Origin of the sequence: Algibacter pacificus (genome assembly GCF_008033385.1) — a bacterium.
Lineage (GTDB): Bacteria > Bacteroidota > Bacteroidia > Flavobacteriales > Flavobacteriaceae > Algibacter > Algibacter pacificus.
Genome location: NZ_VOGY01000008.1, coordinates 34,650 through 56,525 on the forward strand (window position 1 = coordinate 34,650; position 21,876 = coordinate 56,525).

Sequence of the window (21,876 nt, forward strand, 5' to 3'; positions counted from 1 at the left end):
TTTAGCTATGGTTTAAACGTTTAAGATTCAAAGATATTGAAAATATTACCACATTTTACCACTTTATACCACTTTGTTAACAAGTTTTTGTTCAAACGCATTCATCTATCGATTTAACAAGCAAAAACACGTAGGTAATTCCCCTTTTTTGATGTTATTATCCTCTTTTAAATTCTTAATTTTGCAACTAGAACAAAATTGTAAAACAATATTATAATTGAGCAGAGTGTAAACCCTTTGATATTTCAACGAAATAACTATATTTGTTTTCAATGCAATGATAAATTGATTAATGACGCATCGTTTAAAAAAGGAAGGAAACTTCAACTATATTGAAGTCGGAGAAGGCACACCTATTATTGTGCTACATGGATTAATGGGAGGACTGAGTAATTTTGACGCTGTTACTAATTTTTTTAGTAAAAAAGGGTACAAAATACTTATTCCAGAATTACCTATTTACACCATGTCCCTACTAAAAACAAATGTAAAAAGCTTCGCAAAATACCTAAATGATTTTATAATTTATAAAGGTTTTAATGAAGTTATACTTTTAGGGAATTCACTTGGTGGCCATATTGGCTTATACCATACCAAAATGTACCCAGAAACTATAAAAGCTTTAATAATCACAGGGAGTTCTGGACTTTATGAAAACGCTATGGGAGGCAGCTACCCTAAACGTAGTGATTATGAAGTAATTAAAAAGAAAGCACAAGATGTTTTTTACGATCCTGAAATAGCTACAAAAGAGATTGTAGACGAGGTTTACGAAACCGTAAACAACCGAAACAAACTAATAAAAACCTTAGCGATAGCAAAAAGCGCTATTCGACATAATATGGCGAAAGATTTACCTACCATAAATACACCTACCTGTATTATTTGGGGTAAAAATGACACCGTAACACCTCCAGAAGTTGCTGAAGAATTTAATGAACTTTTACCAGATTCAGAGCTACACTGGATTGACAAATGTGGACACGCTGCCATGATGGAACACCCAGATGAATTCAACAAAATCTTAGATTCTTGGCTAGAAAAAAGACAATTCTAGCAATCATTCTATTATAAAAACGCTCAACTTTAAACACCTTAGAACAGATGCATATTAAATCGGCCGAATTTGTAATGAGCAATTCCGAAGTTGAAAAATGTCCAAAAAGCAGATTGCCAGAATACGCTTTTATAGGGAGAAGTAACGTTGGAAAATCGTCTTTAATTAATATGCTCACCAGCCGAAAAAGCTTAGCTAAAACCTCTGGACGACCAGGGAAAACACAGCTTATTAATCATTTTTTAATTAATAAAAACTGGCATTTAGTCGATTTACCTGGCTACGGCTATGCACGCGTTTCAAAAAGCTCTAAAAAAGTATTTCAAAAATTTATCACCAATTACTTCCAACAGCGCGAACAACTTGTTACCGCCTTTGTTTTAGTTGATATTCGACATACGCCCCAACCAGTAGATTCGGATTTTATGGTATGGCTAGGCGAAAACGGCATTCCTTTTTCTATTATTTTTACTAAAGCCGACAAGCTTAGACCCAAAGCGATTGAAAATCACGTGGAAGCCTATAAAAACATTCTACTTGAAACTTGGGAAGAAATGCCAAATTATTTCATCACCTCTTCATCTAAAGACATTGGTAAAGACGACGTTTTAGAATATATTAATGAGTTGAATGAAAATATGCAATTGGACACGCATTAGTAATTTTCTAACAAAATAGTTAAATATGAAAATTAGCAAACTCCATCATATTGCTATAATCTGCTCAGACTATGAAAAATCTAAAAAATTTTACACTGAGATTCTGGGTTTCACTATTAAACAAGAAATTTACAGAGCAGCGAGACAATCGTACAAGCTAGATCTCTCGCTTAATGAAGACTATTTAATCGAGTTATTTTCCTTTCCTAAACCACCAAATAGAGTTACCAAACCTGAAGCTACTGGTTTACGACACATAGCTTTTGGTGTTGATAATATTAACGATTGGGTTATATTTTTAAAAGCAAATAAGATTAACCCAGAACCGATTAGAGTTGACGAATTCACAAACAAAAGATTCACCTTTTTTACAGACCCGGACAATTTACCTATAGAGTTGTACGAATTATGAAAGCACAGTAAAACTATGTGAAAATGAAAACTTCCTTTACAAAAAACATCTTTAAAATCATCATAATTAGCTTTACTCTAATTGCTTGTGAGACGCCTTCGGACATCTCAGGAAAATTAGAAAATGTAAAAAATAAAAACCTAAAAATTTATTTAATTCAACCTGAAAAACTTCGAGATGTATCGGCTTCCTATTTAGGAAAAGTAATAGATTCAGCAACAGTACAGCCTGATGGAGGCTTTGAATTTAATAATCTTCCAAAAGCAAAAACACCTGTCTTATTTGAATTAGCCCTACAGCAACCCGACAAGCATGCTAATTATTTACAAACGGACAATCCTGCTAAATCCAACTTTATGCCGATTGTTTGGGAACCAGGCAAGCCTATAAAAATTACATCAACTTTAAGTGATTTTCAAAATCATTTTTCTATTGAAAATCCTTCCGAAATTAATAGAGCATTACTAGATTTAAAAACTATTAGCCAAAAAGCCTACCAAACCCATCTTTCGGGAAAACATTGGGACTTAAAAGATGGCGACCAATTATTGGACAAAGAACATTCTATGTTACAATACCAAACAGCGCTAATACATTTTGCCAACAACACACCACATCTTCTACCGGCCTTAGTTGCTACAAGATGGGTAAGCCCTGTAAATGATTACGAACGTGTACCCGAATTTTTAGTAAACCAATGCAATACATGGACTAAAAAAACACCAAACCACCCGTGGGTACAACAACTATGTAAACTAAGCAAACCAGAAAATTTACCAGTTTTAATAGGCGACGAATTCCCTAACATTACGTTACCAACTATAAATAACGACAGTATTTCCATTAAAAACCAGCTTGGCAGCAAACTCACCATTATAGACTTATGGGCTTCTTGGTGTGCACCGTGCAGAAAAGAAAATAGGGACGTTTTAGTTCCGCTTTGGGATACATACCACAACAAAGGATTACAAGTTATTGCTTATGCCTTAGAAAGCAATAGAGCAACATGGTTGGCTGCCGCAGAACACGATGGAGCCAATCGTTGGATTCAAATATCGGACTTACAAGGTGATGATGCCCCGTTTTTAAAAAGCATACGTGTACAAACCATTCCTGCAAACTTTATCCTTAACGATAAAGGAGTCGTTATTGCTAAAAATATACATAGAGAAGATTTAATAAATTGGGTAAAAAACTACATAAAATAACAGACGATTAAAAAGAAATTAACCCAATAAAACAATTAGCCTTTAACATCCAAAGCATCACGTAAGGCATTACCAACAAGCATAAAAGCCATTACCAAGCTCATAATACAAAGCCCTGGAATTAAAGCCAAATAAGGCTTCCCTAAAATAATATAATTATAATGATCTTTAATCATGGCTCCCCAACTCGCCATTGGAGGTTGCGCTCCAATACCTAAAAAACTCAATCCGCTTTCTATTAAAATAGCGGCTGCAAAATTGGCCGCAGAAATCACGATTACAGGCGCCATAATATTTGGTAATATATGTTTTGTTATTATTCTATAATCACTAAAACCTAAAGCTCTGGCAGCAGTAACATATTGCATTTCTTTGGTGCTAATTATTTGTCCGCGCACCACACGCGCCACCTCAACCCACATGGTTAAGCCTACCGCAATAAACACTTGCCAAAACCCTTTACCTAAGGCTAAAGTAATCGCTATCACTAATAATAAAGTAGGAATAGACCAAGTAACATTTATAATCCACATGATAACAGCATCTACTTTTCCGCCAAAATAACCTGCAATACTTCCCATAAAAACACCAATAACCAATGAAATAAAAACGGCTACAAACCCAATAAAAAAAGAAATTCGCGCACCAACAAGCACCCGACTTAATAAATCACGTCCATATTTATCGGTACCAAAAAGAAAGGTTTTTTCTTTTATAAATTGAGAAGCATCACCATTTGGAAACCGACTTAAAGGGATTGTTTTTTTAACGCCTTCTAACCCATCGGAAGCATATTCTGTATAAGTCAAAGTTTCTTTATCTATATAATATTCTGAAATAGGAATCTCGGTATCCGTATTTTTTCTTCCAAACAACAATTTATCAAACAGATTTTGATTTGTTTCCAGTGCAGACGGTAGTGTTAACATATTTACAGAATACCCTGGCCGTTTAGAATGAATAGCCAAATGCATTTGATTAGCATATTGTGAATTATCGGGAGCAAACACATAAGCAAAAACAGAAACTAAACCCACAAAACCAATAAAACACAAACTAAAAACACCCCAAAAATTCTTTTTAAACTTTTGGAGTGCTAGTTGTTTTAGTGAGCTAGATTTTAAACTCATATTATTGTCTATTCTTTTGCTTGCTGTTGTGTAGCAGCCACCTTATCTAAAGAAACCCCATTTAAATCTTCTAACACATTTAAAGCTTCTTCTACATATACATCCTGACTTAAACTTTCGTGCCAACGAATACGTTTTTCTTTTAAATCGGTGGTATCATTTTCAAAAAGTGATTTTTCATAACTTGTTGAATCGAAGGTTAGATTTGTTTTATAATCTGAAATGGCATCAAATCGTTTAGCCTCTTCTTCATTCTTATCAAGTTCTGCTTTATATTTTTCAAAATTCAACGAAAACTTGGTATTATCCATCTTAGTTTTCACCCATTTAGCATTCTCATCAATAAGTTTTAATTGTTCATTATTTGCCATTCGAGCTTTACTTTTAGCAACAATAGCATTATAGTCATAATAACTTGTCCATGGCGTGTAATTGGCCGCATCTATTTCATCGTAAGGTAAAGGATTGTCTTTATCCTTTTCGCCAACCTCAATATAACTAAATCTACCTGGAACTTCCACATCACTTTTAACCCCTTCTAATTGAACAGAACCGCCGTTTATTCTATAATACTTTTTGGTAGTAAGTGCTATAGCACCTAAATCGCCTCCAGAATTATTACGCAAAACATTATTAAGATCTATAACATTTTGTACTGTACCTTTTCCGTAAGTTTGTTTACCTCCAATAATAATTGCGCGTTTATAATCTTGCATTGCAGCTGCCATTATCTCTGATGCCGATGCCGAAATTTCGTTAACCAAAACAACCATAGGACCATCCCAAGAAATAGATTTATCAGTATCTCTTAAAACTTCTTTTTCTTGTCCCGTTCCACGGACTTGTACTACAGGTCCTTCTTTTACAAACAACCCAGCCATATCTACAACGGTTGGCAACGATCCGCCACCATTATTACGTAAATCTAGAACTAAACCATCGATACCATCTTTTTTAAGACGAATAATTTCGTTTTTAACATCTTTAGCGGCATTTATATTTTTATAATCTTTAAAATCTACATAAAACGAAGGAAGATCTATAACTCCAAAACGCAAACCATCTTTTTCAACAATGGACGATTTAGCATAAGTTTCCATTAACTCAACAACATCTCTAGTAATGGTAACATCTTTAATGGTACCATCCATACGTTTAATGGTTAAAGTTACTTTAGTTCCTTTAGGGCCTTTTATATATTTAATAGCATCGCCAATGCGCATACCAACAATATCTACCGCAACATCTTCATCCTCTTGTTTTACTTTTAAAATAACATCTTCAACTTCCAAAAGTTTACTTTTCCAAGCTGGGCCTCCAGAAATTAACTCCACTATTTTAATGTAATCCATTCGTTTTTGAAGTCTCGCTCCAATACCTTCGAGTTTTCCCGACATACGCTGATCGAAATCTTCTTTTCCTCTAGGAGCCAAATAATAGGTGTGTGGATCAAATTCTTCAACTATTGTATTAAGATAAACAGCAAACCAATCGTCACGATTTAAATCATCAACACTATCATTAAAATAAATATCTAAAGATTTTAAAGTCGCCTCACGAGCTTCTTTTTCAATAACCTCATCGGTTTTCATAACGTACTCAGGATCTTTTTCTTTAGCACGTTTTTCTTCTTCATAAATATCGTCATAATTAGAAAGCGTCGAAAATTTTAATTGTTTTCTCCAACGATCCTTCATTTCTCGTTTATTTTTTACAAATTCGGTATACTCGTAATTGGTATCTAAATCTTCATCTATGGTATAATCGAAAGGCTTTGCCAATATATCGCGATATATCTCTTTCACTTCCTCAATACGTTCTAAAACGCGTTGGTGCACTAAATTAAAAAATGAAATATCTACATTTTTTAATTGGTCATCTAAACTCGTTTTATACTTTGAAAACTCTTTATAATCCGAAGCATAAAAGTACCGCTTCACGGGATCTACAATTTCTAAATAATCGGAAAATAATTCTTCCGAAAAGGCGTCATCAAAATCAATAGGGTCAAAATGACCGTTTTCAATAACGAAAGTAATTAACTCAATTAATTTTTTATCCTTATCAGGATTACTGAACTTCTTAGAAGTAAAACTACACGATGCAAAAGCCAAAACCATTAGCAACGATAGTACTTTGAAATTCTTTTTCATAATATTCTTCATCTTCTATTTTTAAAAACTCTTTAAGGAATTTTATATCATTTTACTAAAATAGATAAAAAACTATGCCAACAATCTGTTTTCGCTGATAATTTTTTGTTAAACAGAAGAAATAACAAGTATCCTGCGTAATTTATGTATTTTTGTATGATGATTTAATAATAAATATGACAAAGAAACCGCTTATTTTAATTACAAATGACGACGGAATTACCGCTCCAGGAATTCGGGCACTAATTGAAGTTATGACAAGCTTAGGCGATGTTTTTGTTGTTGCCCCAGATAGCCCACAAAGTGGTATGGGGCACGCTATAACTTTAGATGCCATGCTTTTTGCCCAAAACGTAACCATAGATAACGGGCCTCAAAAAGAATTTAGTTGCTCTGGTACGCCTGCCGATTGTGTAAAAATTGCCATTCGAGAATTACTGCCAAGAACACCAGATTTATGTGTTTCTGGAATAAATCATGGCTCAAATTCTGCCATTAATGTGATCTATTCGGGAACCATGAGCGCCGCTATTGAAGCTGGTATTGAAGGCATTCCGTCTATTGGTTTTTCATTACTCGATTATAATTGGAGTGCCAATTTTGAAGCCGCTAAGCCTTATATAAAAACGATTGCAAAAAACGTGTTAAAATCGGGCTTACCACAAGGCGTTGTTTTAAATGTCAATATTCCAAATGTAAAAAGCGATAACATAAAAGGTATTAAAATTTGCCGACAAGCAAAATCTAATTGGGTAGAATCTTTCGATAAACGACAAAATCCACAGGGCAAAGATTATTACTGGCTTTCGGGTAAATTTGTAAACCTAGATAAGGGTGAAGACACCGATGAATGGGCCTTAGAAAACCATTACATTTCGGTAGTTCCGGTGCAATTCGATTTAACCGCGCACCACTTTATACAAGAACTTAATATTTGGAATTTAAAATAAATGAAAAAAGATATTTTTATAGGCATACTCGTTGGAATTATTGCAAATGCCATTGGCTTAATTTTAATTGCAACTTTACTTGGTAACGGCGACGATTTTACAACGGTTATTAAGGCTGCCGCCGAAGAAGGCTTTTTAGGAAAATTAATTAGTTTAGGTGCTATTTTAAACCTAATTAGCTTTTTTGTTTTTATTAAAAGAAAAGAAGATTATCGTGCTAGAGGGGTATTATTAATCACCGTTTTAATTGCCGTATCCACTTTTCTTTTTAAATTGTTTTAAGTTTTTATCAATTAGAATAAACCACCGCTAAACAACAGAAAACATGAAATATTATATAATAGCAGGCGAAGCATCGGGTGATTTACACGGTTCGAACCTTATGAAAGCGCTGTTAAAAGAAGACGCCCAAGCCGATATTAGATTTTGGGGTGGCGATCTTATGCAAGCTGTTGGTGGCACCTTGGTTACACACTATAAAGAACGTGCTTTTATGGGCTTTATTGAAGTTATTATGAATCTTCGGAAGATATCCAAATTCATAAACTTTTGTAAAGAAGATATTGCAGATTTTAAACCCGATGTTGTAATTTTTATTGATAATTCTGGCTTTAATTTACGCATTGCAAAATGGGCAAAAGCAGCCAATTTTAAAACCCATTATTATATTTCACCACAGGTTTGGGCATCACGGGCAAGTCGAGTTAAAAAGATAAAACACGACATAGATGCCATGTATGTTATTCTTCCTTTTGTTGAAGATTTTTACAAAAAACACGATTATAAAGTCCATTTTGTTGGGCATCCACTTATTGATGCCATTGCTAACCGTGAGCAAGTAAGCGAAAAAACATTTAGAGCAACACATCAACTGGGCGATAAACCTATTATTGCTTTGCTACCCGGAAGCCGAAAGCAGGAAATTACCAAAATGCTATCGGTAATGCTTAGTTTGGTTGACGATTTTAAAGCGTATCAATTTGTAATTGCAGGTGCGCCAAGTCAGGATTATAGCTTTTACCAAAGTTTTATAAAATCTACCAACGCAAAATTTATCGATAATAAAACTTACGATTTATTGAGTATGGCCACGGCTGCGTTGGTTACTTCGGGAACAGCCACTCTAGAAACTGCTTTATTCAAAGTACCACAAGTGGTGTGCTATAAAGGCAGTAATATTTCATATCAAATAGCAAAACGTATTATTACTTTAAAATATATTTCGTTAGTTAATTTAGTCATGGATCGCGAAGTGGTTACCGAACTTATTCAAAGTGATTTTAACAAAAAACGCCTTAAAAAAGAATTAGAACATATTTTAGATGGAGATGCTCGTAAAAAACTCTTTTTAGAATACTACGAATTGGAGAAAAAATTAGGCGGAAAAGGTGCCAGTGAAAAAACAGCACAACTAATTTACAGCGCCCTAAAAGATTAAGATGAAAAAAATTATTTTTATACTTGTTATCCTCATCAGTTTTAGTAGCTGTAAATCATCAAAACGAGCAAAACGAAATACGAAAACATCTTATAAAATTATTACTAAAAAATCGGATATTGAAAAAAAGGAACAAGTTGCTATTTCTTCCGAAGAAAAAAAATGGACACCTAATACGGCTATAAAAAAAACCTCGGCTCCTAAATCTAAAGCCGAACATATTATTGATTATGCTGAAGATTTTATTGGCGTGCGCTACAAGTGGGGAGGCACCACAAAATCGGGTATGGATTGTTCTGGTTTAATTTACGAATCGTTTAGAGCTTATGATATTAATCTACCAAGAATTTCAAGAGATATGGCTAAACATGGCGATAAAATTCCACTAAAAGAAGTACATAAAGGCGATTTATTATTTTTTAAAACTGGAAACCGCAGAAATTCAATTAATCATGTTGGACTCATTGTTTCTATTAAAAATAACGATATCGAATTTATACATGCCACGAGTAGTAAAGGCGTAACAACCTCCTGGATTAACGAAAGCTACTGGAATAAAGCTTTTTATGAAGCACGCCGGATTCTGTAATATTAACGCTATTAAAATATTAGTTTTTGAATAATAGATATCTCGTTTTATGTAATTTCTCTCTTCGTTCAAAATGACAACATATCTATTCTAAAAAAAAACAAATTAACGAAACACGCTCAAATAAAGCATTTTACAAAACACATCGAATTTTGTAAGATATTTTATATCTTAGTTTAATTATGAAATTGCTCAATTTTACCATAATTAAACTAACCGTTTGCCTTGTTCTAGGGATTCTAATTGGGTATTTCTTTTCTATTCCATTACTTACAACTTTATATTTTTCTGGAGCTCTATTCCTTTTACTAGGCATTGCTTATTTTATTGCCAGAAAACAAATACTAAAAACGATTTGGTTTGGTGCTTTGGCCTTTTTACTCATGATATTTATTGGTATTTTAACAGTAAACTCTCATAATGAAAAGCATTTTTCCTCGCACTTTACACAATACATTTCAAATAAGGAAGACGCCATAAACACCATTACTTTTAGAATTCGTGATGTTTTAAAATCGAGTAATTATTATGATAAATATGTCATTGATGTTTTACACATTAACGAAACGCAAACTGTTGGAAAATCTATTTTAAACATTAAAAAAGACAGTTTACAATTACCTTTAAAAGTTGATGCCGTTTTTATAACAAAAACTGGTTTTGAAAACTTAGGATATCCTTTAAACCCACACCAGTTTAATTATAAAGCCTATTTAGAAAAGAAATACATTTATCATCAAATACACTTAAACCATTCGGAATTATTTCCAATTAATAACAACACCCACACGGTATTTGGATATGCCAACGCTATTCGAGTATTTATCAATTCGAAATTAAAAACTTATCATTTTGAACCCGATGAACTAGCTGTAATTAACGCCCTATTTCTTGGTCAGAGACAAAACCTTAGCGAAGATGTTTATAATGATTACAAAAACGCTGGTGCTTTACATATTTTAGCGATTTCGGGACTTCATATTGGTGTTATTTTTATTTTACTAGGTCACATTCTAAAACCAATAGAACGATTGAAATATGGCAAAACTCTAAAAACTATTTTGATATTAACGATTCTGTGGAGTTTTGCTATAATCGCTGGACTTTCAGCATCGGTAACTCGTGCGGTAATTATGTTTAGTATTGTGGCTTTTGCGCTTAATTTAAAACGACCAAGCAATACTTACAATACTTTAGCGATTTCTATTTTCCTTATTCTATTATTTAAACCGCTATACCTTTTTGATGTTGGTTTTCAGTTAAGTTATTTGGCTGTTTTTGCTATTGTTGGTATCGACCCGAAACTTTACAAATTATGGCAACCCAAAAATAAGCTAATAAATATTGGCTGGCACACCATAACGATTAGCGTTGCGGCACAAGTAGGCATAACACCTCTTCTGCTCTATTACTTTCATCAATTTTCAGGATTATTTTTATTATCCAATTTAATTATTGTTCCTTTTCTTGGAATTATTTTAGGTTTCGGAATAGCCTTTATTTTAACAACTTCAGCACATATATTACCGCAATTTTTAGCCGATATTTTCGGAGGTATCATTAGTGGAATGAATGATATTATGAATTTTATTTCAAAACAGGACTACTTAATTTTTAATGATATCCCTTTCAGTATTTGGCATGTTTTTGCAGCCTATTTATTCATTTTATCATTAATAAAAATCTTTAAACACTGGAACTACAAAAATTTAAAATGGGTGCTTTTTGCTATTATTAGTTTTCAATGCGCCATAATTTATAATAAATACAGTAAACCTTCCAACTCATTTATTGTGTTTCATAAAAGTCGATATAGTATCATTGGATTTTCAACTAAAAACACCTTAAAAGTAGCGCATGATTTAGATAGTCTTTCCTTCTTAAAAACTTCAATTATAAAAAATTATACTGTTGGAAATTTTATTAATACCGTTGAAAAAACCAATTTACAATCAGTATATATGTTGAAAAACCAAACACTTTTGATAGTAGATAGCTTGAATACTTACAACATCAAATCTTTTAAGCCCGATTATGTATTGCTCCGTCAATCCCCAAAAATAAATTTGAATAGATTAATAGATTCCATTCACCCAAAACACATTATTGCCGATGGTAGTAATTACAAATCGTATGCTGAACAATGGAAGCGTATTTGTAAAAAACGAAAACTCCCTTTTCATAATACGAATGAAAAGGGAGCTTTTGTAATTGAATATTAAAAAACCGAAGAAGATTTTCTATCCTTGAAACTCAGGTTTAAAAGCTTCATAATACGCATTGAATTCATCTTGCGTTTTAATATTTTTATGATCGTCGTTTTTAAACATTTTTAAATACAATTCCAATTGGGTTGGTGTTTGATAACCTCTTAGAGGCGTAATTACTTCTGCTTCTTCATCAAAAAACATCACGGTTGGGTAAGCATTTATTTGAAAATAACGCGCTAATTCGTGTGGTGAATTTCTGCTGTTCGCTTTAGAAGGATCGTAATTAGGATTCCCGTACGATTTATCTTTATATTTTACAACATCATTCCCTTCGCCGTTTAATTTTACGGCATAATAATTTTCGTTAACGTAGGCCGCAACTTCTTTATTTTGAAAGGTGTTTTTATCCAACATTTTACATGGGCCACACCAGTTGGTATAAATATCCATCATAATTTTTTTAGGTGTTTCTTTTTGAAGCGCTATCGCCTCTTCAAGTGTTAACCATTTAATTTCTTGCGCGCTTGCGTAAGCCGTTGTTATAAGCGTTAACAAAAACGCCATTGTCATTTTTTTCATTGCAATTATTTTAATTTATTAAGCTTCCCTTCTCGGATTTGAAACTTTTAATTTGACATAAAAGTAGCAAAAGCCGTACCGAACTTACAAAAAACGTTTATAAAAAAGGAACGTTCATATATATTTTAACATTTTATTTTGTTATCGTACACCGTGCATAAGTCTTTTAAGTAGCGGGTTAAGCCCTAAAATAACTAACCCAGCAACAACAGGTACAATAGTAAATATTAGGAAAAAAACAGATAAACTATATTCCTTTGTAATATTTTCAATTTGGCCGCCAATAACCGCTGCTAATTTATTACCTATAGCGATTGCTAAATACCACATTCCAAACATAAGCGCAATCATTCTTGCTGGCACTAATTTACTAACATAAGAAAGTCCTACTGGGGATAAACATAATTCTCCTAAAGTATGGAATAAATAAGCCAAAATTAGCCAAACCATACTAACCTTTACTCCAGCTTCAATTCCAAAAGCTCCAAATGCTAACAACCCAAAACCAATAGCCATAATGATTAAACCTAAAGCATATTTTGCAGCAGCCGATGGATTGTAGTTGCTCTCCCACCATTTAGAAAACAAGGACGCAAATACTATAATAAAAAACGAATTTAAAACACTAAACCATGATACTGTAATTTCTGAAACCTCTGAAGAAAACTCTCTTATAAGCATCCAGCCAACAATAGACCACATCAATAAAAAACAGATTACCAATACAATATTAGAATAAGGGATTTTATTATATGTTTTCCTCCATAAATCGAATAGCACATAAGAAATAATACATAAGGGCACTACCGTTAATAAAGCATTAATTATATTAAACACCATCGCTGAATTTCCAACCAAAACTCGGTCTACATTATCACGAGCAAACAATACTAATGATGATGCTCCTTGTTCGAAAGACAACCAAAAAAACACTGTAAAAAACGCAAAAATAATGAAGGCGAGCATACGGTCTCTTACCACTGCTGTATACCTTAAAACACGTCCTATAACTAAAAACAAAAACAGTCCTAGTGCGATTAAAATAGCGACATATTGTCCATCGAAAGTTCCTATTTTAAAAGCAGAAAACATATCTATAGATCCTATTTTAGACAAAGGATCATTAATAGCGTATCCCAACCCTATAACAGAACATATAACAATTAAAATTTTGTCAAGAAGTGTAAACGGATTTGGTTTTTCAACAATCTCTCTCTCTTTTATTTCTGCAATATGATCATCACCATCAGGAACATCTTCAACTTCATAAACCTCCGCAGGCTTCTCGCCTATTTTCCCAAAAAGATTTCCTGAAAAAGTAAACTGCAATGTACCCAGTAGCATAAAAATTCCGGCCAATCCAAACCCATAAGCCCAACCAACTTTTTCAGCGAGATAACCACAAAGCATCATACCAAAAAAAGCGCCTGCATTAACCCCCATATAAAAAATAGTGTAGGCGCCATCTTTTTTTTCTGGATTTTCTTTATACATTTCAGAAATTATAGAGGTAATATTTGGCTTAAAAAAACCGGTACCAACAACTAATAGACCAAGACCTAAGTATAAAGAAAACTCTGTTTCTATAGCCATTGAAGCATGACCTAATGCCATAATAATAGACCCAATAATAACAGCTAATCTGTAGCCTGTTAATTTATCTGCAACAATCCCTCCTATAATAGGAGTTATGTATAATAACATAGCGTAAGTACCAAATAGAGCGCCTGCATTTTCAGCAGACCATCCCCACCCTGGGTTACTACCTATAACAGAAAAAGTTAAAAAATTAACAAGCAAAACGCGCATACCATAAAAGGAAAAACGCTCCCACATCTCAGTAAAAAACAAGACAAATAAACCTGTTGGATGCCCTAAAACCTTGTCTTTAAATAGGTTTTCAATATCTGTATTCATAAAAGAATAATTAATTAATGATTATAATGAAGAAAACCCTCGGTTAAGGAGGGTTTCATTTTTTTAATTATCGGCTAATTCAAAACCTTCGGTCTCATCGGTATGCATTTCAACTTCATTATCCTCTGCGCCATGAGTTAATCGCTTTAATGGCTTTAAAATCATTACAAATAATATACCGATGATTACTGTAAAAATGACTATTCCGGAGAAAATATATAATTCACCGAACTCACTAGCAGATTCTCCAATAACACCTGCTACTTTGTTTCCTAATCCAGTAGCAGCAAAGTAAACCCCCATCATTAAAGAAGCATATTTCATAGGTGCTAATTTTGTAATAAACGACAATGCTACAGGAGAAATACATAACTCTCCAATAGTATGAAACAAATAAGCTAAAACTAACCAAATCATACTCGAGGTTCCAGATCTTTCAAACTCTAAGGCAGCAAAAACCATAAACAAGAAGCCTAAGCCCATAATAATAATTCCCGTTGCCATTTTAAATATAGACGAAGCTTCCTTGCCTTTCAGTTTACGTTTAGCCCAAATACCAGCAATAAAAGTTGCAAAAAGAATTATAAAGCCAGCATTTAAGCTTTGAAACATTACGGTTGGAATTTCCCACCCAAACAATACACGATTAGTTTTAGTATCGGTATATAAATTTATTAATCCTCCGGCCTGCTCGAAAGCACCCCAAAAGATTATAACCATAATAAATGATAAGAGTAGCACCACAAAACGATCTTTGTAAACTTGGGTATCTAGCCCTTTGTAGATCATCATCAATAATGCCGAAATTGCCGTTAAAAACATAAAAAGTAGGCCATAAGCCCACCCCATAAAATACCAACCTATTAAAGAAGCTGCAAATAAAATACCTGTAAACAATAGTTGCGTTGGAGAACTAATTAGTTTGCCATATAATTTAGCATAAGAAACTTCATTTTCATCTTTAGCAGACTCTACAAAATTTCCTACTTGAACTAAATACTTTTGGCCTCCAATATAATTTACTAAACCAAGAACCATAACTACACCAGCCAAACCAAAACCAGCGTGCCAGCCCCATTTTGCAACTACCCCTCCAACAATCATAGTGGCTAAAAGCGATCCTAAGTTAATACCTATGTAGAAAATACTAAACCCTTTATCTCGCCTAATATCACCAGTTTTATACAAACCACCAACCATAGTAGAGATATTAGGTTTTAGGAGTCCAACACCTAAAATTACTAAGCCTAAACCTGTATAAAATGCCCAAATATCGGTAAGCACCAAAACAGCGTGACCTAAGCACAGAATGATAGCACCATACAAAACGGCTTTTTTCTGTCCTATTAATTTATCAGCAATCATACCACCAGGTATAGACATCACGTAAACCAGCATCGTGTACCACCCATAAAGCGCTAAAGCCTCTTTACTTGTCCAGCCCAATCCTATTCCTCTAGGATCATCTCCTAAAGTTGAAGCTGTCATGTATAAAACCAATAAGGCACGCATGCCATAGTATGAAAAACGTTCCCACATTTCTGTTAAAAACAGAATATATAAACCAATGGGTTGTCCAAATAATTCTTTTTGATGTGCTTGCAATGCCTTAGCTGCCATAAATTTGTTGTTAATTAGTAATACTTTTTTATTATTTTATTTTATCTCCTAGATTTTCATCTAAAAAGTTAGTCATTTTAGTATATAAATGTAATCTTGTATTTCCGCCGTAAATACCGTGGTTTTTATCAGGGTAAATACCCCAATCAAATTGTTTGTTTGCTTGCACTAAGGCCTCAATTAAACGCATGGTATTTTGCACATGCACATTATCATCTGCGGAACCATGAATTAAAAGAAAATCTCCTTTTAATTTATCCACATGATTTATTGGCGAATTCTCATCGTAACCACTAGCATTTTCTTGTGGTGTCGTCATATAACGTTCGGTATAAATAGAATCGTAAAAACGCCAGCTAGTTACTGGAGCTACAGCAATAGCCATTTTAAAAACATCGCTTCCTTTAAATAGGCAATTACTACTCATAAAACCACCAAAACTCCAGCCCCAAATACCAATACGTTCTGCATCAATATATGGCAAATCGCCTAATTGTTTTGCTGCAGCAATTTGATCTTCAACCTCATACTTACCTAATTCATTTTGAGTCAGCTTTTTAAATGCAGCTCCTTTAAACCCTGTACCTCGCCCATCTACACAAACTACAATATACCCTTTTTGTGCTAATAATTGATGCCAATAGTCGTTAGAACTTATCCAATTATTTGCAACTTGTTGAGAGCCCGGACCCGAATACTGAAACATTAGTAACGGATATACTTTTGAAGCATCAAAATCTGTAGGCTTCACCATCCACATATTTAAATCGTTCCCATTTATAGCAATAGTTCCAAATTCTTTTTTAGAAATATTATATTCTGAAAGTTGATTTTCTAACGCCTTATTATCCTTAATTAATTTGATAACCTTTCCAGAAGACGCACTGTTTAACGTATATGTTGGAGCGGTAGTAGCACTAGAAAAGGTGTTTATAAAATATGAAAAATCGGCACTAAAGTCTGCACTATTTGTGCCTTCCTCTCTGGTTAATCTTGTTTTATTTCTACCATTCAATTTTATGGAATATACATCACGATTTATAGAACCATTCTCAACCGATTGATAAAAAATAGTTTTCGTTTTTTCATTGAAACCGTAATAATTTGTAACCTCCCAATTCCCTTTAGTGATTTGATTAATCAGTTTGCCTTCTTTACTATAATGATAAATATGATTATAACCATCTTTTTCGCTGGTCCAAATAAAGCTATTATCTTTTAAAAATGTTAAGTTATCGGTAACATCAACATAAGCTTTATCCTCTTCTTTTAAAAGCACAGTCGTTTTATTTGTAGCTGAATTATAAGCTATTAATTCCAAATCATTTTGATGGCGATTTAAAATCTGGGCACTTAAAATATTGGCATCCTTGGTCCAAGCTAATCTTGCAATATATTCAAAATCGGCACTAAGATTTATCGGTGTGGTTTTTGCAGTTTTTAAATTATAAACATGTAGAGATACTTTAGAATTAGCTTCGCCTGCTTTTGGGTATTTAAACACCTCCTGTGTTTGGTAAAGCGCTGTACCATAAACATCCATCGAGAATTCTGGCACATGAGTTTCATCAAATCTTATATAGGCTATTTGCGTTCCATCGGCATTCCAATCAAAAGCGCGAACAAAAGCAAATTCTTCTTCGTAAACCCAATCGGTTATCCCGTTAATAATTTTATTATTTTCACCGTCGAAAGTAATTTGAGAAGTTTCACCAGAAATTAAATCCTTCACATATAGATTATTTTCCTTCGCAAAAGCAACTTTATTTCCGTTAGGTGAAAAGGTAGGTTCTTGTATTTTTTCTTCAGAAATTAAACTTAGTGTGCCGTCGTTTACATTATAAACGTAATAATTTCCTAAAACGGAATGTCTAAAAACCGACTCTTCGTTAGTAGCTAAAATCACCTGACTTTCATCGGCACTAAAGGTGTAATCTGTAAAATAATCAACACCATCTAAATTACTAGAATTAACCACAGTACGCACCTTTTCAAGGGTTTTATAATCATAAACATCAACCGACGTACTTCTTTCTTCTCTATTAAAATTTAAAACAGCATATTCCTGTCCGTTTTTCAAAGAATGTAAAACATCTAGCCTTTCTGTTCTAAAGGTTCCGTTCCAAATATCTTCGAGAGTTATTTTTTTGGTTTGCGCCGATAAAAAAAAAGTGGTAAAAAAAAGATAAATTTGAAAGCTGAATTTTAGGTATTTCATTAAAATTGATATTTATTTCTCATGAGAACGACAAGTTTAGTAAAAATACTTCAAAAAAGCCATAATATTAACACATAAATAACTCACAAAAGTCAACTTCACAATTTATTCTAAGAAGAGTATTATCTTTACCGCGATAAATGCATACATTATGAGTAAAACTATTGCTGGATTTTCCAAATTGTCTAAATCTAAAAAAATTGACTGGATTGCAAACACCTATTTTGCTAATGCAGAAAACACAAAAAAAGTTTTAAAACAATATTGGAACGATAACGAAAAACTACAGCAATTACACGATGAATTTATAGAAAACACCATTAGCAACTACTATTTACCACTTGGTGTTGCTCCTAATTTTTTAATAAATAACACCCTTTACGCCATCCCAATGGCTATTGAAGAAAGTTCGGTAGTTGCAGCTGCTAGTAAAGCTGCTAAATTCTGGCTAGATCGTGGCGGATTTAAAACCACTGTAATTTCTACTACAAAAATTGGACAAGTTCATTTTATGTTTCATGGTAATTTTGAAAAACTAAAATCATTTTTTGAAAGCGTTAAACCTAAACTTATTGCCGACGCTAAACCACTAACCAAAAACATGGAAACTCGTGGTGGAGGCATTTTAGATATTGAATTACGTGATAAAACAACCGATATTGATGGCTATTATCAACTGCATGCATCTTTTGAAACCTTGGACGCTATGGGCGCAAATTTCATCAATTCCTGTTTAGAGCAGTTTGCTAAAACTTTTAAAACTGAAGCCATAGAGTTTTCTGGTTTTTCTGAAGAAGAAAAGCAAATCGAAATTGTAATGAGTATTCTTTCTAATTATGTTCCGGACTGTTTGGTTCGTGCTGAAGTAAGTTGTAAAGTTGAAGATTTAAGCGAGAATAAAAATATTTCGGGTGAAGCTTTCGCTGAAAAATTTGTACGAGCCGTTAACATTGCTGAAACCGAACCTTACAGAGCCGTAACACACAATAAAGGCATTATGAATGGTATTGATGCCGTTGTACTTGCGACTGGAAACGATTTTAGAGCCGTGGAAGCTGGTGTACACGCTTATGCAGCAAGACACGGTAAATACAGTAGTTTATCCCACGCTAAAATTGAAGATGGCGTATTTACATTTTGGATGGAAATCCCATTAGCTCTAGGAACCGTTGGCGGTTTAACAGGTTTACACCCTTTGGTGAAATTAGCTTTAGAATTACTACACAAACCATCGGCAAAAGAATTGATGCAAATTGTAGCTGTTGCTGGACTGGCCCAAAACTTTGCAGCATTAAGATCACTAACAACAACAGGAATACAACAAGGACACATGAAAATGCACTTGATGAATATTTTAAATCAGTTTGAAGCTACCGATGCCGAAAAAGTAATTTTGATTGAACATTTTGCTAATACTCCCGTAAGCCATAGCGCTGTTGTAAAAGCTATTGAAAACTTAAGAAATCCAGAATAAACTCTTAAAAATTAAATCATTTTTAAGAGTTTACTCATACTATCAAAAGTATCGGTGGCAATGCCTTTTAATTCATTATTATAATCGTGAGCCACATAACCAAAAACATCGAACCCACCAGCTTTTGCTGCCCGTACGCCAGATAAGCTATCTTCTATAACCACACAGTCTTCGGGTTTAAACCCCATAGTTTCTGCAGCCCAAAGAAATACAGCTGGGTCTGGTTTCCATTTTTGAATTTTATAACAACTGAATATTTTATTTTCAAAAAAAGGAAGTAATCCCGTGAGTCCTAAATTAAGAGCTATTTTATCTTCTGGTCCGCTTGAAGCCACACAAAAAGGACGGTCTAAATTTTGAAGCACGTCTTTAACTCCCTCAACCGGTTTCATATCTTTTTTAAACGCTTCAAAACTGCGTTCTCGATATTCATCTTCTATTAAATCTGGAAGTTCCTTTCCGGCAAGCTCCGAAATCATACGCTTACAGGCTGTAAAAAAACTACCTTTAAAATGTTTCATACCATAGTTAAAATCGATATTAGCGCCATATTCGTTGGATAAATCAACTAACACTTGAATACTTATGGGTTCGCTATCGACCAAAACACCGTCGCAATCGAAAATAATGCATTTATATCTTTTCATTAATTAAGGTGTAGAATTAGAAACTTGTAACAACTTCCCGTTATAATATTTATTTGCAGTTAGCGAAAAATTAAAAATATATTCCGCCATTTCCAAAGCCGTTGTTGGTGCTTGATAGCCAGGAAAAGCTTCCTCAAGCATTTCAGTTTGTACGGCTCCCAAAGCTAAAACATTAAATGCGATCCCCGATTCTTTATATTCTTCGGCTAACAACTCCGTAAGGGTTATTACAGCAGCTTTACTCGAACTGTACGCCGCCAAGCCTGGAAACTTCATACTCCCTTGAACCCCACCCATAGAACTTATGGTTACTACATGGCTATTTGCTTTCATAAAAGGAAGTGTTGTTCTTGTTAATTCAGCAACTCCAAAAACATTGGTTTTATACACATATTCAAATTCATCCATCGTTATTTCCGAAAATGGTTTATTCAATAGCGCTCCAGCATTATTTACTAAAACATCCACTTGCTTCCAATTTTCAGAAATAAATGCTTCTACTTTTTTATAGGCATCTTTATCATTTAAATCGAAAGAAAAACAAGTGACATTATCTAAGTTTAAATGCTGAATAGGCTTTTCATTCCGCGAAAGCGCTAATACCTTATGCCCTGCTTTTGCAAATAATTGCACCAACTCGAAACCAATTCCTCGACTTGTGCCTGTTATAATTATATTTTTACTCATGGTTTAATTTTATGTCTTTAGTTGAAGCATTTATCATCCCTTCCAAAGCAGGAATCATTTTATTAATAAAAGTCGTCATGTGTTTAAAATCCATTTTATCAGCTTCGTCATCCACATGATGATAATAATCAAAATTAGTAAAATCGAAAGTTGAAATGGCTTGTGCCGGAATTTTAAAAGCTTCGTAAAACGGGTAATTATCCGATCGTTTAAATAAGTTAAACTCTTTAGCTTTAGGTAAAAAACCAATCATTTCAAAACCGGCATATTCATTTAACTTTTCGGCCATATTCGATTCCTTATAACCTGTAAGGTAAGCCATCGTTTCATGTTCTGCACGCGGTACACCAATCATTTCAAAATTAATCATGGCATAAACATTTAAGTTTTCGGTTTTTAAACGCTCCGCTAAATGTCCAGATCCTTTTAAGCCCATCTCTTCGGCAGCATAAAGCGTAAACAAAATGCTGCGTTTATTATTTTTAGATTCCGAAAAATATTTGGCCCATTCTAATACCGCAACAGTTCCCGAAGCATCATCGTTAGCCCCATTAGCAATACTATCGCCATTGACTTCTTTTGCTGTACCAATATGATCATAATGCGCGCCTAGAATAACAAATTCATTTTTTAATTCAGGATCATTGCCTTCAATATAACCAACCACATTATATCCCGTTATATCTTTTATTTTAAACGTGTCTCGGTAAGTTTCAAAAAAAGGTTTTATATGGTTTTTCCTGAAGACATTCTCAATAAACACAGCGGCTTTTTCAATACCTTGACTTCCCGTGCTGCGACCTTCAAGTTCATCGGAGGCCAGATACTCTAAACTTATCTTAATAGATGTTTCTTCTATTATATTTTGAGCCAAGCAACTACACGTTAATAAAACAAGACTAATACTTAATATTTTTTTCATATTTCA

Annotated in this window: 19 protein-coding genes; 10 read left to right on the top strand and 9 right to left on the bottom strand. The window is 33.6% G+C overall.

All coding sequences use genetic code 11. From position 1 onward, the window contains the following. Positions 1-292 precede the first annotated feature (292 nt). Genes FQU21_RS12730 through FQU21_RS12745 form a run of 4 tightly spaced genes read left to right on the top strand, consistent with a single transcriptional unit; the run spans position 293 to position 3,336 of the window. Positions 293-1,057 (top strand): alpha/beta fold hydrolase, encoded by a 765-nt coding sequence (locus FQU21_RS12730; protein WP_147678389.1) that lies wholly within the window; start codon positions 293-295, stop codon positions 1,055-1,057. Positions 1,058-1,104: 47 nt separating this feature from the next. Further along, entirely contained in the window at positions 1,105-1,716 is a 612-nt protein-coding gene (yihA, locus tag FQU21_RS12735) for a ribosome biogenesis GTP-binding protein YihA/YsxC (RefSeq protein WP_147678390.1), read from the top strand. A gap of 25 nt (positions 1,717-1,741) precedes the next feature. Then, the gene (gene gloA2 / locus FQU21_RS12740) at positions 1,742-2,128 is read left to right on the top strand and encodes an SMU1112c/YaeR family gloxylase I-like metalloprotein (RefSeq protein ID WP_147678391.1); all 387 of its coding nucleotides are present in this window, start codon (positions 1,742-1,744) and stop codon (positions 2,126-2,128) included. Between the two features lie 23 nt (positions 2,129-2,151). Continuing rightward, positions 2,152-3,336 carry a TlpA family protein disulfide reductase gene (locus tag FQU21_RS12745; RefSeq protein ID WP_147678392.1) on the top strand — a complete coding sequence of 395 codons (1,185 nt, stop codon included), beginning with the start codon at positions 2,152-2,154 and terminating at the stop codon, positions 3,334-3,336. Positions 3,337-3,371: 35 nt separating this feature from the next. Here FQU21_RS12745 and FQU21_RS12750 read toward each other — a convergent pair whose 3' ends face one another. Together FQU21_RS12750 and FQU21_RS12755 are read right to left on the bottom strand one after the other, a co-directional pair. Further along, complete coding sequence (locus FQU21_RS12750) at positions 3,372-4,466, bottom strand: ABC transporter permease (RefSeq protein ID WP_147678393.1); 1,095 nt, start codon at positions 4,464-4,466, stop codon at positions 3,372-3,374. 8 nt (positions 4,467-4,474) lie between these two features. Beyond that, a complete protein-coding gene (locus FQU21_RS12755) occupies positions 4,475-6,619 on the bottom strand; it encodes a carboxy terminal-processing peptidase (protein WP_147678520.1) in 2,145 nt (714 codons plus the stop codon). 176 nt (positions 6,620-6,795) lie between these two features. On the opposite strand from FQU21_RS12755, the gene surE reads away from it, so the two are divergent. The 5 genes from surE to FQU21_RS12780 all read left to right on the top strand — a co-directional run bounded on the left by surE (position 6,796) and on the right by FQU21_RS12780 (position 11,818). Continuing rightward, positions 6,796-7,569 carry a 5'/3'-nucleotidase SurE gene (surE, locus tag FQU21_RS12760; RefSeq protein ID WP_147678394.1) on the top strand — a complete coding sequence of 258 codons (774 nt, stop codon included), beginning with the start codon at positions 6,796-6,798 and terminating at the stop codon, positions 7,567-7,569. Further along, positions 7,570-7,851, top strand: coding sequence for a hypothetical protein (locus tag FQU21_RS12765; RefSeq protein WP_147678395.1), 282 nt, complete (start codon positions 7,570-7,572; stop codon positions 7,849-7,851). Between the two features lie 43 nt (positions 7,852-7,894). Next, positions 7,895-9,007, top strand: a complete 1,113-nt coding sequence (gene lpxB / locus FQU21_RS12770; RefSeq protein ID WP_147678396.1) for a lipid-A-disaccharide synthase — start codon at positions 7,895-7,897, stop codon at positions 9,005-9,007. Between the two features lies 1 nt (position 9,008). Then, positions 9,009-9,596 carry a C40 family peptidase gene (locus FQU21_RS12775; RefSeq protein WP_147678397.1) on the top strand — a complete coding sequence of 196 codons (588 nt, stop codon included), beginning with the start codon at positions 9,009-9,011 and terminating at the stop codon, positions 9,594-9,596. 182 nt (positions 9,597-9,778) lie between these two features. After that, positions 9,779-11,818 carry a ComEC/Rec2 family competence protein gene (locus FQU21_RS12780; protein ID WP_147678398.1) on the top strand — a complete coding sequence of 680 codons (2,040 nt, stop codon included), beginning with the start codon at positions 9,779-9,781 and terminating at the stop codon, positions 11,816-11,818. An 18-nt stretch (positions 11,819-11,836) separates the two neighbouring features. Here FQU21_RS12780 and FQU21_RS12785 read toward each other — a convergent pair whose 3' ends face one another. From FQU21_RS12785 to FQU21_RS12800, 4 genes are all read right to left on the bottom strand, one after another. Continuing rightward, positions 11,837-12,385 (bottom strand): thioredoxin family protein, encoded by a 549-nt coding sequence (locus FQU21_RS12785; RefSeq protein WP_147678399.1) that lies wholly within the window; start codon positions 12,383-12,385, stop codon positions 11,837-11,839. Between the two features lie 141 nt (positions 12,386-12,526). Then, on the bottom strand, positions 12,527-14,302 hold the full coding sequence (locus FQU21_RS12790) for a peptide MFS transporter (RefSeq protein WP_147678400.1): 1,776 nt from the start codon (positions 14,300-14,302) through the stop codon (positions 12,527-12,529). 63 nt (positions 14,303-14,365) lie between these two features. Beyond that, the gene (locus FQU21_RS12795) at positions 14,366-15,922 is read right to left on the bottom strand and encodes a peptide MFS transporter (RefSeq protein WP_147678401.1); all 1,557 of its coding nucleotides are present in this window, start codon (positions 15,920-15,922) and stop codon (positions 14,366-14,368) included. 31 nt (positions 15,923-15,953) lie between these two features. Continuing rightward, positions 15,954-18,140 carry a S9 family peptidase gene (locus tag FQU21_RS12800; protein ID WP_147678402.1) on the bottom strand — a complete coding sequence of 729 codons (2,187 nt, stop codon included), beginning with the start codon at positions 18,138-18,140 and terminating at the stop codon, positions 15,954-15,956. Between the two features lie 151 nt (positions 18,141-18,291). Here FQU21_RS12800 and FQU21_RS12805 point away from each other — a divergent pair, with 151 nt between their 5' ends. Continuing rightward, the gene (locus FQU21_RS12805) at positions 18,292-19,614 is read left to right on the top strand and encodes a hydroxymethylglutaryl-CoA reductase, degradative (protein ID WP_147678403.1); all 1,323 of its coding nucleotides are present in this window, start codon (positions 18,292-18,294) and stop codon (positions 19,612-19,614) included. Positions 19,615-19,625: 11 nt separating this feature from the next. Here FQU21_RS12805 and FQU21_RS12810 read toward each other — a convergent pair whose 3' ends face one another. From FQU21_RS12810 to FQU21_RS12820, 3 genes are read right to left on the bottom strand one after another with little or no spacing between them, the layout of a single operon-like run. Further along, complete coding sequence (locus tag FQU21_RS12810) at positions 19,626-20,261, bottom strand: HAD family hydrolase (RefSeq protein WP_147678404.1); 636 nt, start codon at positions 20,259-20,261, stop codon at positions 19,626-19,628. A 3-nt stretch (positions 20,262-20,264) separates the two neighbouring features. Next, positions 20,265-20,948 (bottom strand): SDR family NAD(P)-dependent oxidoreductase, encoded by a 684-nt coding sequence (locus tag FQU21_RS12815; RefSeq protein WP_147678405.1) that lies wholly within the window; start codon positions 20,946-20,948, stop codon positions 20,265-20,267. Beyond that, on the bottom strand, positions 20,941-21,870 hold the full coding sequence (locus tag FQU21_RS12820) for a M28 family metallopeptidase (protein WP_147678406.1): 930 nt from the start codon (positions 21,868-21,870) through the stop codon (positions 20,941-20,943). Before FQU21_RS12820 ends, FQU21_RS12815 begins: the two co-directional genes overlap by 8 nt. Positions 21,871-21,876 lie beyond the last annotated feature (6 nt).